Source organism: Bacillus cereus (assembly GCF_002577405.1).
GTDB classification, from domain to species: domain Bacteria; phylum Bacillota; class Bacilli; order Bacillales; family Bacillaceae_G; genus Bacillus_A; species Bacillus_A cereus_AU.
In genome coordinates, this window is sequence record NZ_NULR01000013.1 from 175,402 (window position 1) to 187,712 (window position 12,311).

Below are 12,311 nucleotides of genomic sequence, written 5' to 3' on the forward strand. Positions count from 1 at the left end.
AAGAACAAAACGTTTTTTTGATTAAATAAAGAAACATCTTTCGTTATAATAACAATTAATAAAGGACGATTGAGAGGGACGAGAATGAAATCTATATACATAACCGGCTATATGGGAGCTGGGAAAACAACAATTGGAAAAGCGTTAAGTAAAGAGCTTCATATGGATGTTGTAGATACAGATCAAAAAATTGAAGAGAAGCAAGAGAAGGAGATTCGGCATATTTTTGCCGAAGAAGGCGAAATGGTTTTTCGGGACTATGAAAGTGAAATGTTACGTTCACTACCGGTTCATAATGTCATTATTACAACTGGTGGGGGAATTATTGAACGAGCGGAAAATCGAAAGTGGATGAGAGAGAACGGAACTGTCGTGTATTTATATTGCGATCCGTATGTAATTGCAGAAAGACTTCGTGAAGATACGACACGTCCACTATTTCAGAAGAAAGATATTGATGCATTTGTAACGAAATTTGAAATGCGCCGAGCTTATTATGAAGAAGCTCATATTCATATCGATACGACAAATAAGTCGGTAAAGCAAATTATGAATGAGTTAAAGGAAAAGATTAATGAATAAAAAAGTGGACATACTAATCAAGTAGAGGTGATGATAATATGTCTACTAATGATTATGTTCGCTTTGTGACGCAGCAGTTTGTGTCGTATATGGATGCGCCAAAAGAAGATCGTAAACAAAAGAAGGAACAACGTCGTGCTGAAAAAGAGCCATTTTTGAATAAATGGTTTGGTGTTATGCCGCTGAGTGCTACGTTGTTGTATCGAAACGTAAAAAATAAAAGGAAAAAATCAAGTTAACTTTTAGTCATATGTCTAGCAAAATAAAAATCCCCAAGTAGTATCATACTACTTGGGAATTTTTATTTACTGCACGGATTCTTTTTCTTCAGTAACTGCATGTATTTTATTGTTCACCCATACGAACCCTATTCCGATACAAATGGAAATGCCCCAGCCGACAGCAGTCATAATCGCTCTCATTTCACCGTAGCCATCTACACCGAAAACAGAGATGAAATAAATTTTTAAAAAGCTTTTTAATATAAATTGCAGGCCGAAAAATAGCGTTAAATATTGCAATGCTGGATATATACGACTATCACGATACAGCTCACGGCTTTTATCACGGTCATGCCCTTGCAATGCGGCAATATCTGCAGCGAAATATAACATAAGTGGTTTTTTTATAAATATTGTACATATGACGATAATACCGAGTACGATGTGATAGTACGCATCGTTCCACAACATTCGTTCAGCTGATCCAGATAATAAATCTACCGTTGTATTAGAAATGAGTGTAATTAAAATAAAGAACCCTGTCACGTTAAACTGTTTTTCTTTTTTAAAGGTATACAGTGTATAAATAATCCCCGGAACAGAGGAAAGTAACATCGCGTAATAAGGATCGATATAAGGTTTTGCAAATTTCCAAATGAGGAATGGGATTACGAGATAAAAGACAAGATCTAATATAGCTTTTTTATTTTGATTCATATAGTTCCTCCTTAAGTCATACATATATTTTATAATATAATTTCTGAAAATTATATAAGGTTTGTTGGAAAAAGAAAAAGTATATGATTAGTAGATTGAGAAAATTGCCCCTAGCGTAGTAAGTTTTTTTAGTATATAATAAAGGAAACGCTTTCATTTTTGGTTTTGTTCACAAAATGGACGAAAAATCACATACTTACTATCGATATGTTATTTTATAATGAAACTAATTATATATACACGCATACAATATTGTGAAATAAATAACATAAATAAATTATATAAATGTAAACGTTATCAAAGAGAGAGGTGGAGACAATGAGTAAATTTTTCTTCAATCATAATCCAGCAACATTAGAGGATGGAAGGCTTGTTAAGTATGCTGAAATTATTTATGGAGAAGGTGGCCGTTCTGTATTAGAAAATTTAATGGTGAAGGCATCTATCAGATTGCGCGATCGTTATCCGAATAAATCTGACGCGCAGATCTCGAATCTAGTAAATCAAGGCATCCATGATATGTTTCAAAAATATGTGAATGAATAAGAAGTAAGAGTAGCTAATAGCTGCTCTTATTTTTTTTGTATAAGTATTGTGCCTCTAGCTGAAAATAAAGGTGTATTTTAAAGCATGAAAAAAGGAGGGGAAAAGATGAGTAATGGAATTGGACGCTCAAAAGAAAATCTTCCAACTGATGCAAATCATGTGAGCGCAAAGGATCGTGCATATCAGAAACGTATGGCAGAGAAAAAACAGCAAGAGCGTAATGGTGATAGAGGATAACTCAAAAGAAAGCTCCTTCTAAAGCAGAAGGAGCTTTTTAAGAGAGAAAATGATTAGCGGTAACATAAAAAAGACCACCGTTAATTATTTGCACTGTAATGCGTGGTTCGTACTGTTCTTGCAATGCTTGCTTTTCAATTTCATAGCTTTCAGGAAGTTCATCGTTATCTTCGTAAAATCGATTTAAAAGGTCGAGATCATGATTCCAACGCACTCTAGCTTCTTTTGCCCACGTATGGTCATCTTCTGCAATTATATTTTTTAAAGCGTCCTCTATACGCTGTAAACCGCTTTGAGGTTTAATGATAGGGGAGAGCGTAAAACAAAAGTCAGGTATTTTTGGTATAAGTTTAATGCTTGTTAATGTTTCATGAAAGTTTGCAATCATTGTTCCAGAGATGAGATGAATACCAATGGAGTGAAGGATGTCTTTTTTTCGATCACATTGGTAGGACACTTTTATATTTACACCGAGCCAAGGATGGAGTGGGGTATGTGTTGCCCCGTTATGTTTCACTTCCTCGTATAATCGTATGTAAGAGCCTAATTCTTTCGTTGTCTGGAATATTTGATGTAGACGTGGTGAACCGTAGTGAATAAGCTCACCGTCATTTTCTTCATTTTCTGGATTTGTAATAAGAGTAAGGCGCATCGGATTCGGTACGCCTCCTGTTTTCTCAAGATAGTGCCAATAAAAAGGGCGGTTCATTAATAATTTATCCATTTCAATTGTTAACTGTACATCTAATAAGTGAGGAGAACGTTTTAAAATTTCACAGTTATTCGCCTCAAAAAAGTTATATAAGTAATTATGAATTTCATTTTGCTGCATAGTCCTGCACCTCAGCTTCATTGCGCTTCGCAAAGTCGATAATAGATGTTAAGTTTTCCATTTTGATTCGAATTTCTCCTTCACTTTTTGACTGTGCGAAAATTTCTTGAATATGCGCATCGATATTTTTCATGTTGATTCTCGTTAAAATTTCATCGAGTTCACCGATTACTCGTTCAAATAAATTAATTTTTTCATACAGTAGTTTTAAAATATGCTCTTCAACAGTATGTTTTGTTGCTAAGTTATAAATATGAACATCATTTTTTTGTCCAAGACGATGAATCCGCCCAATTCTTTGTTCGAGTCTCATTGGATTCCATGGCAAGTCATAATTAATCATATGGCTACAAAACTGTAAGTTAATTCCTTCACCGCCTGCTTCGGTTGCGATTAACACTTGAGCACGATTTTGGAAAAGTTCCTTCATCCAATCTTTTTTTCCACGTTTAAATCCACCGCGAAATGGAACAGAAGAAATACCATGTTGTTGTAAGAACCATTGCAAATACATTTGTGACGCTCGATATTCAGTGAAAATGATGACTTTATCGTTGATTTCTTTTATAATTTCCAAAGCTTTATTTGCTTTTGAGTTGAAAGGAATATGATTAATTTTATCCATAAGTACATCGATATGCGGATCTTTTATGTAATGTTCATTTTCTTTCTGTCTTTTTTCTACATGTTTTTTTAATGAATAGTACACAGCTTCACGACTACTACACGCTTCCCGCTTTAAAGTTAACGATGAAAAAGCGGATGTGAAGGCATCTTGTCCCCGCCAATTTTCAATCCCATTATACAAAGCTTGCTCTTCTTCATTAAATTCAACGAATATTGTTCGTACATGCCTCTTTGGCCAATCAATGCCAGTATTATGGCGTCTATTTCGGACCATTACTTTGTTGATGAGAGCTTTTAAATCTTCATCTGATTCAGCTGAACGATTTTTTGAAGCGTAATATTCTTCAAAATTAGATTGATTACCTAAATGCCCTGGTTTTAATAAAGAAACGAGGTTGAAGATTTCATCAATTTTATTTTGAACAGGAGTAGCGGTTAGTAATAAACAAAACTTCTTTTTTAATCGTTGCGCAAATTCATAGTTTTTTGTTTTATTATTTTTTAGTTTATGTGCTTCATCGATAATAATAAGGTCATATTCTAAGTTTAAAACGATATCGCGATGCGGCGAACGTTTTGCAGTATCGATTGATGAAACGATGACGTCAGCTTGTTCCCAAGAATAACTTTTCTTTTGAGCGACCGCAGGAATGAAAAACTTTGTGTTTAGTTCATATGCCCACTGAGAAACGAGAGAAGCTGGAACGAGAATAAGTACCTTTTTGACAAGTCCCCGCACCATATATTCTTTTAAAATAAGACCAGCTTCGATCGTTTTCCCAAGTCCAACTTCATCTGCTAAAATCGCTTTACCATTCATTTGTTCAATAACATTTTGAGCGACTTCTAATTGATGCGGAAGTGGCGTGAAATGTGATAAGTGTTTTGGTGCTTGTAATCCATCAAAAGTAGGGACGAGTAATGATTTTTCAGTTTTATAAGCCAATTGATATAAATCCCAATTTGTCCAAGGGCCATCTTCATCAATTCTTTTTAAAAAATTATTTTGCCACGTTCGATCTACGGAAATATCGACATTCATTCAGACGCTCCCACCTTTTATAAACTAAAGTGATTATTAAAAAAATCTTTATTATAAGCCTCGTAATAAGGCACTATCACAATTACTAAAAGTTAAAGAATAAAGGGGTAAATCCCAAAAGTTGTATTTAATAAGATTAAGAATAAAAAATTCTAAATTATTTTTTATGCTAGAATATTGATGAAATATAGCGAATAATGTTAGGATAATGGTGTGAAATGTGTGGAATCTTTCGTATTTTATCCAAGAAAGTAACTTTTTATTTACGCTTTCATAAAAAAATATGATGAGATTCCGTATATCCTATCTTTTCAGAATGAAAATGTTTAGATATGGGAAACAACTTTTATTGATTTGTCAGAGCATAAGGGGGAAAGAGCATGATTACATTACAACGTACACCGTTATTTGATGTATACGCGAAGTATGGTGGAAAAACAATCGACTTCGGTGGTTGGGAATTACCAGTTCAATTTTCAAGCATTAAAGAAGAACATGAAGCTGTACGTACAGCGGCAGGTTTGTTCGATGTGTCTCATATGGGAGAAGTTGAGGTAAAAGGTGTAGATAGTTTAGCATTTTTACAACGTGTTGTTACAAATGACGTATCTACCTTAAAGGTAGGGGGCGCACAATATACAGCTATGTGCTACGAAAATGGTGGTACAGTAGATGATTTATTAATCTACAAACGTGGTGAAGAAGACTATTTATTAGTAATCAATGCATCAAATATCGAGAAAGATTACGAATGGTTAGCAAGTCATGTAATTGGCGATGCGAAAGTAGTCAATGTTTCTAGTGAAGTTGCACAGCTTGCAATTCAAGGACCAAAAGCAGAAGGCATTTTACAAAAAGTTGTGTCAGAAGATTTGAAAGAAATTAAGTTCTTTAAATTTAAAAATGATATTCTTGTAGATGGAATTCCTGCACTTGTATCTCGTACTGGTTACACAGGTGAAGATGGATTTGAAATTTACTGTAAGAGTGAAGATGCTGCAAAACTTTGGGAGAAACTTCTTGAAGTGGGAGCAGAAGAAGGATTAAAAGCATGTGGTTTAGGTGCTCGTGATACACTTCGCTTCGAAGCGACATTACCACTTTATGGTCAAGAATTATCAAAAGACATTACACCGATTGAAGCTGGAATTGGCTTTGCGGTAAAACCAAATAAAGAAGCAGACTTCTTTGGAAAAGAAACGTTAAAAGAGCAAAAAGAAAACGGTGCATCTCGTAAATTAGTCGGCATCGAAGTAATCGAACGTGGTATTCCTCGTACGCATTACCCTGTATTTGTAGGAGAAGAAAAAATCGGGGAAGTAACGAGTGGTACACAATCTCCAACGTTAAAGAAAAGCATTGGTTTAGCACTAATTGATGTAAAATACGCAGCAGTTGATACAGAAGTAGAAATTGAAATTCGTAATAAACGCGTCAAAGCAGTAGTTGTTCCAACACCATTTTATAAACGTTCAAAGTAACGGGGAGAGGGGTAGATTTCATGTTGCATCGTTATCTTCCAATGACAGAAGAAGACAAAAAAGAAATGTTACAAACAATCGGCGTTCAAACGATTGATGAGTTATTCTCTGATATTCCAGAGAGTGTTCGTTTTAAAGGGGATTTAAAAATTAAAGAAGCAAAATCAGAGCCAGAGCTTTTAAAAGAGTTATCTCAAATGGCTAGTAAAAATGCTAATTTAAAAGAATACGCTTCTTTCTTAGGAGCAGGTGTATACGATCATTACGCTCCAGTAATTGTTGATCATGTTATTTCTCGTTCAGAGTTTTATACAGCTTACACACCATATCAACCAGAAATTTCACAAGGGGAATTACAAGCGATTTTTGAATTCCAAACAATGATTTGTGAATTAACAGGAATGGATGTAGCAAACTCTTCTATGTATGACGGAGGTACAGCTTTAGCTGAAGCGGCAATGTTAGCAGCTGGCCATACTCGTAAAAAGAAAATTCTTGTATCAGCGGCAGTTCATCCAGAATCAAGAGCAGTACTTGAAACATATGCAAAAGGTCAACATCTTGAAGTTGTTGAAATTAATCATAAAGATGGTGTAACAGATTTAGATGTATTACAAAGCGAAGTAGACGATACAGTTGCTTGTGTAATCGTTCAATATCCAAACTTCTTCGGACAAGTTGAAAAGTTAGCTGATATCGAAAAAATCGTTCATCAACGAAAATCATTATTTATCGTTTCTTCAAATCCATTATCATTAGGCGCATTAATACCACCAGGAAAATTTGGTGCTGATATTGTAATCGGTGATGCACAACCATTTGGTATCCCAACACAGTTTGGTGGACCGCACTGTGGTTACTTTGCAACAACGAAAGCATTTATGCGTAAAATTCCAGGACGTCTTGTTGGACAAACTGTAGATTCAGATGGTAAACGTGGGTTTGTATTAACGTTACAAGCTCGTGAACAGCATATTCGCCGTGATAAAGCGACGTCTAACATTTGTTCAAACCAAGCATTAAATGCATTAGCAGCATCAGTTGCAATGACGGCTCTTGGTAAACAAGGTGTGAAAGAAATGGCACGTCAAAACATTTCTAAAGCACAATATGCAAAACGTCAATTTGAGGCGAAAGGCTTCACAGTTACATTTGCTGGACCATTTTTCAATGAGTTCGTTGTAGATTGCAAACGCCCAGTAAAAGAAGTAAACGATGCATTACTCCAAAAGAATATTATCGGTGGTTACGACTTAGGCCGTGATTATAAAGAGCATGAAAATCATATGCTTTTAGCAGTAACTGAGCTTCGTACAAAAGAGGAAATTGACACACTTGTAAACGAAATGGGGGCTATCCAATGAAGAACCAAGACCAAGCACTTATCTTTGAAGTGAGTAAAGAAGGACGCGTAGGATATAGCTTACCCAAAATGGATGTAGAAGAAGTGAAATTAGAAGATGTGTTTGAGAGCGATTATATTCGCGTTGAAGATGCAGAGCTTCCAGAAGTATCTGAACTTGATATTATGCGTCATTACACAGCGCTTTCAAACCGTAACCACGGCGTAGATTCTGGATTCTATCCACTTGGATCTTGTACGATGAAATATAATCCGAAAATTAATGAAAATGTAGCTCGTTTCGCAGGCTTTGCAAATATTCATCCACTTCAAGATGAAAAAACAGTGCAAGGTGCAATGGAATTAATGTACGACTTACAAGAACATTTAATTGAAATTACAGGTATGGATACTGTTACATTACAACCAGCAGCGGGTGCGCACGGAGAATGGACAGGTTTAATGTTAATTCGTGCATATCATGAAGCAAATGGTGACTTTAACCGTACGAAAGTAATTGTTCCTGACTCTGCTCACGGAACGAATCCGGCGTCTGCAACAGTAGCTGGTTTTGAAACAATTACAGTAAAATCAAATGAACATGGCCTTGTTGATTTAGAAGACTTAAAACGTGTTGTAAACGAAGAAACAGCAGCACTTATGTTAACAAATCCAAATACATTAGGTCTATTCGAAGAAAACATTTTAGAAATGGCAGAAATCGTCCATAATGCAGGCGGTAAATTATACTATGATGGTGCAAACTTAAATGCGGTATTAAGCCAAGCGCGCCCAGGAGATATGGGATTTGACGTTGTGCATTTAAACCTTCATAAAACATTTACAGGTCCTCACGGCGGTGGCGGCCCAGGTTCTGGTCCAGTAGGAGTGAAAGCTGATTTAATTCCGTACTTACCAAAACCAATTTTAGAGAAAACAGAAAATGGTTATCACTTCAACTACGATCGTCCAGAAGCAATTGGGCGTGTGAAACCATTCTATGGTAACTTCGGAATTAACGTGCGTGCATACACATACATTCGTTCTATGGGTCCAGATGGATTACGTGCAGTAACTGAGTATGCTGTATTAAATGCAAACTATATGATGAGAAGATTAGCTCCATTCTATGATCTTCCATTCGATAGACATTGTAAGCATGAATTTGTATTATCAGGTCGTCGTCAAAAGAAACTTGGTGTACGTACATTAGATATTGCAAAACGTCTGCTTGATTTCGGATACCATCCACCAACAATTTACTTCCCATTAAATGTGGAAGAATGTATTATGATTGAGCCAACAGAAACAGAATCAAAAGAAACATTAGACGGTTTCATTGATAAGATGATTCAAATTGCTAAAGAAGTAGAAGAAAATCCAGAAGTTGTACAAGAAGCACCGCATACTACAGTCATTAAACGTTTAGACGAAACAATGGCTGCACGTAAACCTGTTTTACGTTATGAAAAGCTAGCTCCTGTACAAGTTTGATGGGAATGAAAAGAACTCGCTATATGCGGGTTCTTTTTTTTGTTTGGAGAATTTGTGCAGAAATAGTGAAAAAATGTTAAAAATTTATATTTTTTGTTTCATATTGCTGTAAAGAAGCAGTTTCATAGGTGATTTTGTTGAAAAAGTCGGTTTGATAAAAGTATTTATTTTTGTTAGAATTTTATTGAAATTAAGAAGATGTGATGAGGCAAAAATTACTCATTTTTATGTATATGTGAAAAAACGAACAAGTTTGGGGGTGAAAGCGTGGGATATCGGTGTTATAGAATGGTATACCATTTAGAAAATGGAGAAACAATTAAAGACATAAAAGAATTTTGTTACCGAGACCAAGGGAAAGTGCTAGAAAGAGTCGCGCATCGTGTAATGGACAATAGAGAAGTGACAGCAATTGATAAACAGGGAACAATCATTTCAATAGCGTGTGAGGACATTGTAAAGGTAGAACTTGATTACATAACAGAAAGTTAACCTTGAGTCATATCGAATTATTCGATACAATATACTGTTGAATGGTGAAGTGAGAAGAGAGGAGTTTATCATGGGTAGTACAAGACACTTTTATATGTTTATCTTAGCGTTTGTTCTTGTTGTGGCATTAACGATTTATTTAATCGTTGATAGCAGCTGGTACAACACAGTTCATCCGGCATTCCTTCTATTTATGTATGTAGGAATTGCGGTAGTTAGTTTCGGAATGAGAGACGAGATGTTAGATCGCTTTGAAAAGTGATACATATACGAAAGACCAACAGGAAAATGTTGGTCTTTTTTTCTTGCCAAAAATTTAAGAAGGCACCTTCCTCAATAACGACAATATGAAAGTAAGAGTTTGTAAACAGAGAGGCTATTCGGTACATCTTTCGGAGTATGTAGTATAAAGCTGAAAACGATAACGAGAATGAGAAAGAGGAAAAATAAAAATAGGATTTGCTTATGTATAGAATTTTGCATATTATTCACTCCTTTTTTAGGTAGTATGTCCAAAAGAAAGGAGCGTATGAAAGATTTTAGGAGGGAGAATGATGAATAAAAGAAAATGGTTATATAGAATAGGGGTATTTTTATCCTTTTCGGCAAGAAGACTCCATCTGATTTGTGTTACGGGTGAAGCCCAACAATTCAGGTGGAGATGAATTGCCGTCAGCAGGTAGACGAAACAATTTTGTTTCTTTTGTCTTACGATATAATTTGCCCTAGATAAGGAGGGAATATGTCGTAGGATAACGAAATTAGATAATGATAATCATAATCATTTGGTTGCTTGAACCAAAAGGAATTACGATGAAGACCATGTTCACATTTTGTTCCGTTTTAAATATTGATTTGTCAAAAGTAATTAACAGTTACAAAAATATTTCTTTCCTAAGAAAAAACACGATCTTAGGAAAGAAATAATTGTAATGAACTCTCTGAGAAAGGTGGTGAAAACAATGGCTAGAAAGAAAGCAGTGAAAGTATTACGGAAACAAAAGAAAAGAGAAACCATGCAACGATTCACGCAGAAACAGAATATCGGAGGAGCTTGCCTCACAGCTAAAGAATTTCGTTTACTTCAGCGCATGTCGCATAGTTCAAAAGCGTTACGAAATGTTGGATTGTACACCATTAAACAAAGTTATTTGACCCATAATAAAATGGCTACTGTAAAAGAAGTGGACAATGCCATGCAGGCTGATATGAACTACTGGGGTGTTCAATCAAACTCTGTTCAAGCCGTTCGTAGAGCTTTATTTACAGAAGTGAAAAGCTTTTTTAAAGCGTTGGAACAGTGGAAGAAAAATCCTGAGAAGTTCACAGGTCGTCCGAAGTTTCCAAATTATTCTCGTTCCACTGACAAACGAATTATTGAAATCTATCAAGTGCCAAAAGTGGATGAGAACGGATATTGGATCATTCCGATGAATGTTGCATTCAGGAAAAAATTCGGTTCCATTAAAATACGTATGCCTAAAAACTTGAGAAATAAAAAAATCTCCTACATTGAGATTGTACCGAAGCAAAAAGGTCGGTTCTTTGAGGTGCATTATACATATGAGATGCACGTTTCTCAAATGAAGAAACCACCCACGACCACTAGTAACGCTTTGAGTTGCGATTTAGGTGTAGATAGATTAGTAAGTTGCGTAACAAATATAGGTGATACATTTTTAATTGATGGAAAAAAACTAAAATCTATTAACCAGTACTTCAACAAAATGATACGTAATCTGCAACAGGAAAATATGGACAATGGAATTTCAAAACGTATTGTAACGAATCAAATGGCTGCACTTTGGCATAAACGGGAACGACAAATAAATGGTTATATTTCACAAGCGGTAGGCTTGTTGTTCAAAAAAGTGAAAGCATGTAACGTAGATACAATTGTCGTAGGGTATAACGCTGGTTGGAAACAAAAATCTGATATGGGAAAAAAGAATAATCAAACATTTGTTCAAATTCCATTTCATAAACTGATGGCAGCGATTGAGAATAAATGTGTAAAAGAAGGTATACGATTTTTAAAACAAGAAGAAAGCTATACTTCAAAAGCTAGTTTTCTTGATAAAGATCCGGTTCCAGTTTGGTCTAAGGATGATAGAACTCATTATCGCTTTAGTGGCAAACGAATCACGCGTGGTCTGTACCAAAGTAAAGCAGGAACATGTATCCACGCTGATATTAATGGTGCGCTGAATACATTGGAAAAATCAAAAGTTGTAGAATTAGATGACAATCTCAAGGTAAAAACGCCGATTCTATTAGAAGTGCAAAAACGTAAGGCTGTTGCTTCGCGCATAGCTTAGTGGGTGCGTCAACCATCCATGTGTACTCGACTTGTCGGGGCTTGTAGCACACGCCGGATTCATCTGAGTGGTGGCTTCTTCCATAAGGAAGAATTGCTCTTTTTCGAAAGGGTGGTGCAAGTGGGAAAACAATCGTTCGTTGCCAGTACCAACCAAAAACATACTTGGGGTGTTACCATAAGGTGGCATGAATGCTAGAGCGTCAAACAGTCTAGTGATAGACGAAAAGACCTAGCATTCAAACTCAAGCCCCCACTGAAACGTTTTATCTCAGTGGGGGTAGTTGACTTTCAATCGGTCTCATATTAGCAAATTTTTACTCAGACATACCATCACCATTTCCTAATTTGCATAAAGGAATTGGTATCAGTATTGTCATA

Annotated in this window: 13 protein-coding genes and 2 pseudogenes; 11 read left to right on the forward strand and 4 right to left on the reverse strand. The window is 35.7% G+C overall.

Going from position 1 to position 12,311, the window contains the following annotated elements:
* Nucleotides 1-84: 84 nt before the first annotated feature.
* Together COC96_RS16685 and COC96_RS16690 are read left to right on the forward strand one after the other, a co-directional pair.
* Nucleotides 85-582, forward strand: a complete 498-nt coding sequence (locus COC96_RS16685; RefSeq protein ID WP_098268090.1) for a shikimate kinase — start codon at nt 85-87, stop codon at nt 580-582.
* A 38-nt stretch (nt 583-620) separates the two neighbouring features.
* Nucleotides 621-821: a YqzE family protein gene (locus tag COC96_RS16690; RefSeq protein ID WP_097902661.1), complete on the forward strand. Its 201-nt coding sequence runs from the start codon at nt 621-623 to the stop codon at nt 819-821.
* Between the two features lie 66 nt (nt 822-887).
* Here the strand turns inward: COC96_RS16690 and COC96_RS16695 are convergent, their stop codons facing one another.
* Together COC96_RS16695 and COC96_RS16700 are read right to left on the reverse strand one after the other, a co-directional pair.
* Nucleotides 888-1,520, reverse strand: a complete 633-nt coding sequence (locus tag COC96_RS16695) for a VC0807 family protein (RefSeq protein ID WP_001073110.1) — start codon at nt 1,518-1,520, stop codon at nt 888-890.
* A gap of 128 nt (nt 1,521-1,648) precedes the next feature.
* Nucleotides 1,649-1,766 (reverse strand): annotated as a pseudogene (locus tag COC96_RS16700) (GTP pyrophosphokinase).
* A 72-nt stretch (nt 1,767-1,838) separates the two neighbouring features.
* Here COC96_RS16700 and COC96_RS16705 point away from each other — a divergent pair.
* Complete coding sequence (locus COC96_RS16705; protein ID WP_097902659.1) at nt 1,839-2,066, forward strand: hypothetical protein; 228 nt, start codon at nt 1,839-1,841, stop codon at nt 2,064-2,066.
* Between the two features lie 105 nt (nt 2,067-2,171).
* Nucleotides 2,172-2,303 carry a hypothetical protein gene (locus tag COC96_RS28075; protein ID WP_097902658.1) on the forward strand — a complete coding sequence of 44 codons (132 nt, stop codon included), beginning with the start codon at nt 2,172-2,174 and terminating at the stop codon, nt 2,301-2,303.
* 37 nt (nt 2,304-2,340) lie between these two features.
* Here the strand turns inward: COC96_RS28075 and COC96_RS16715 are convergent, their stop codons facing one another.
* Nucleotides 2,341-3,135 (reverse strand): YqhG family protein, encoded by a 795-nt coding sequence (locus tag COC96_RS16715; RefSeq protein ID WP_098268089.1) that lies wholly within the window; start codon nt 3,133-3,135, stop codon nt 2,341-2,343.
* Nucleotides 3,122-4,804, reverse strand: a complete 1,683-nt coding sequence (locus COC96_RS16720) for a DEAD/DEAH box helicase (protein ID WP_097902656.1) — start codon at nt 4,802-4,804, stop codon at nt 3,122-3,124. The genes COC96_RS16715 and COC96_RS16720 overlap by 14 nt, the downstream gene beginning before the upstream one ends.
* Nucleotides 4,805-5,184: 380 nt before the next feature.
* On the opposite strand from COC96_RS16720, the gene gcvT reads away from it, so the two are divergent.
* The 7 genes and pseudogenes from gcvT (at nt 5,185) to COC96_RS16760 (ending at nt 11,931) form a co-directional block, all read left to right on the forward strand.
* On the forward strand, nt 5,185-6,285 hold the full coding sequence (gcvT, locus tag COC96_RS16725; protein WP_000631761.1) for a glycine cleavage system aminomethyltransferase GcvT: 1,101 nt from the start codon (nt 5,185-5,187) through the stop codon (nt 6,283-6,285).
* Between the two features lie 20 nt (nt 6,286-6,305).
* The gene (gcvPA, locus tag COC96_RS16730) at nt 6,306-7,649 is read left to right on the forward strand and encodes an aminomethyl-transferring glycine dehydrogenase subunit 1 (RefSeq protein ID WP_098769076.1); all 1,344 of its coding nucleotides are present in this window, start codon (nt 6,306-6,308) and stop codon (nt 7,647-7,649) included.
* Nucleotides 7,646-9,121 (forward strand): aminomethyl-transferring glycine dehydrogenase subunit 2, encoded by a 1,476-nt coding sequence (gene gcvPB / locus COC96_RS16735; protein ID WP_097902653.1) that lies wholly within the window; start codon nt 7,646-7,648, stop codon nt 9,119-9,121. The genes gcvPA and gcvPB overlap by 4 nt, the downstream gene beginning before the upstream one ends.
* Nucleotides 9,122-9,409: 288 nt before the next feature.
* On the forward strand, nt 9,410-9,613 hold the full coding sequence (locus tag COC96_RS16740; RefSeq protein WP_000262494.1) for a DUF3929 family protein: 204 nt from the start codon (nt 9,410-9,412) through the stop codon (nt 9,611-9,613).
* A 70-nt stretch (nt 9,614-9,683) separates the two neighbouring features.
* Nucleotides 9,684-9,875 (forward strand): hypothetical protein, encoded by a 192-nt coding sequence (locus COC96_RS16745; RefSeq protein ID WP_000535934.1) that lies wholly within the window; start codon nt 9,684-9,686, stop codon nt 9,873-9,875.
* A gap of 544 nt (nt 9,876-10,419) precedes the next feature.
* Nucleotides 10,420-10,539, forward strand: a pseudogene (locus COC96_RS28710) (IS200/IS605 family transposase); the annotation flags it as partial.
* Nucleotides 10,540-10,575: 36 nt separating this feature from the next.
* A complete protein-coding gene (locus COC96_RS16760; RefSeq protein ID WP_098268087.1) occupies nt 10,576-11,931 on the forward strand; it encodes an RNA-guided endonuclease TnpB family protein in 1,356 nt (451 codons plus the stop codon).
* The last annotated feature ends 380 nt before the right edge of the window (nt 11,932-12,311 follow it).